The 435-nt window shown below is 65.7% G+C and carries 1 protein-coding gene; it reads right to left on the minus strand.

Annotation, left to right across the window (positions count from 1 at the left end):
• Positions 1 to 435 (minus strand): GAF domain-containing protein (locus LPA54_RS39345; RefSeq protein ID WP_228985188.1); only part of this gene is annotated, 435 nt, incomplete at both ends.

The raw sequence follows: 435 nt of genomic DNA on the forward strand, positions 1-435 counted from the left end.
GTGTTGACCGAGATGGTGTTGACGCTGGTCGCGATCATCTCGGCGATCTGGTTGAGGAAGTCCTTCTGGATCGCCGTGAACGGCGTGAAGGACGCCAGCTCGATGACGCCGAGCACCTTCCCCTCGAACACCACCGGCAGCACGATCACCTGGGCCGGCGGCGCCTCCCCGAGCCCCGAGGAGATCTTCAGATAGCCGCTGGGCGCGTTGTCCACCAGGATCGTGCGCTTCTCCATGGCGGCCGTTCCGATGAGTCCCTCACCGGGCTGGAACGACGTCGGCATCGACCCCATGGAGTAGCCGTACGAGCCGAGCATCCGCAGCTCGAACTGCTCCTCGTCGGCCGCGTTCAGGTCCTCGCCGTCGACCAGCGGCATGGCGAGGAAGAACGCCCCATGCTGCGCGGACACCACCGGCGTCAGCTCGCTCATGATC

Source organism: Streptomyces sp. DH12 (assembly GCF_020873895.1).
Taxonomy (GTDB): domain Bacteria; phylum Actinomycetota; class Actinomycetes; order Streptomycetales; family Streptomycetaceae; genus Streptomyces.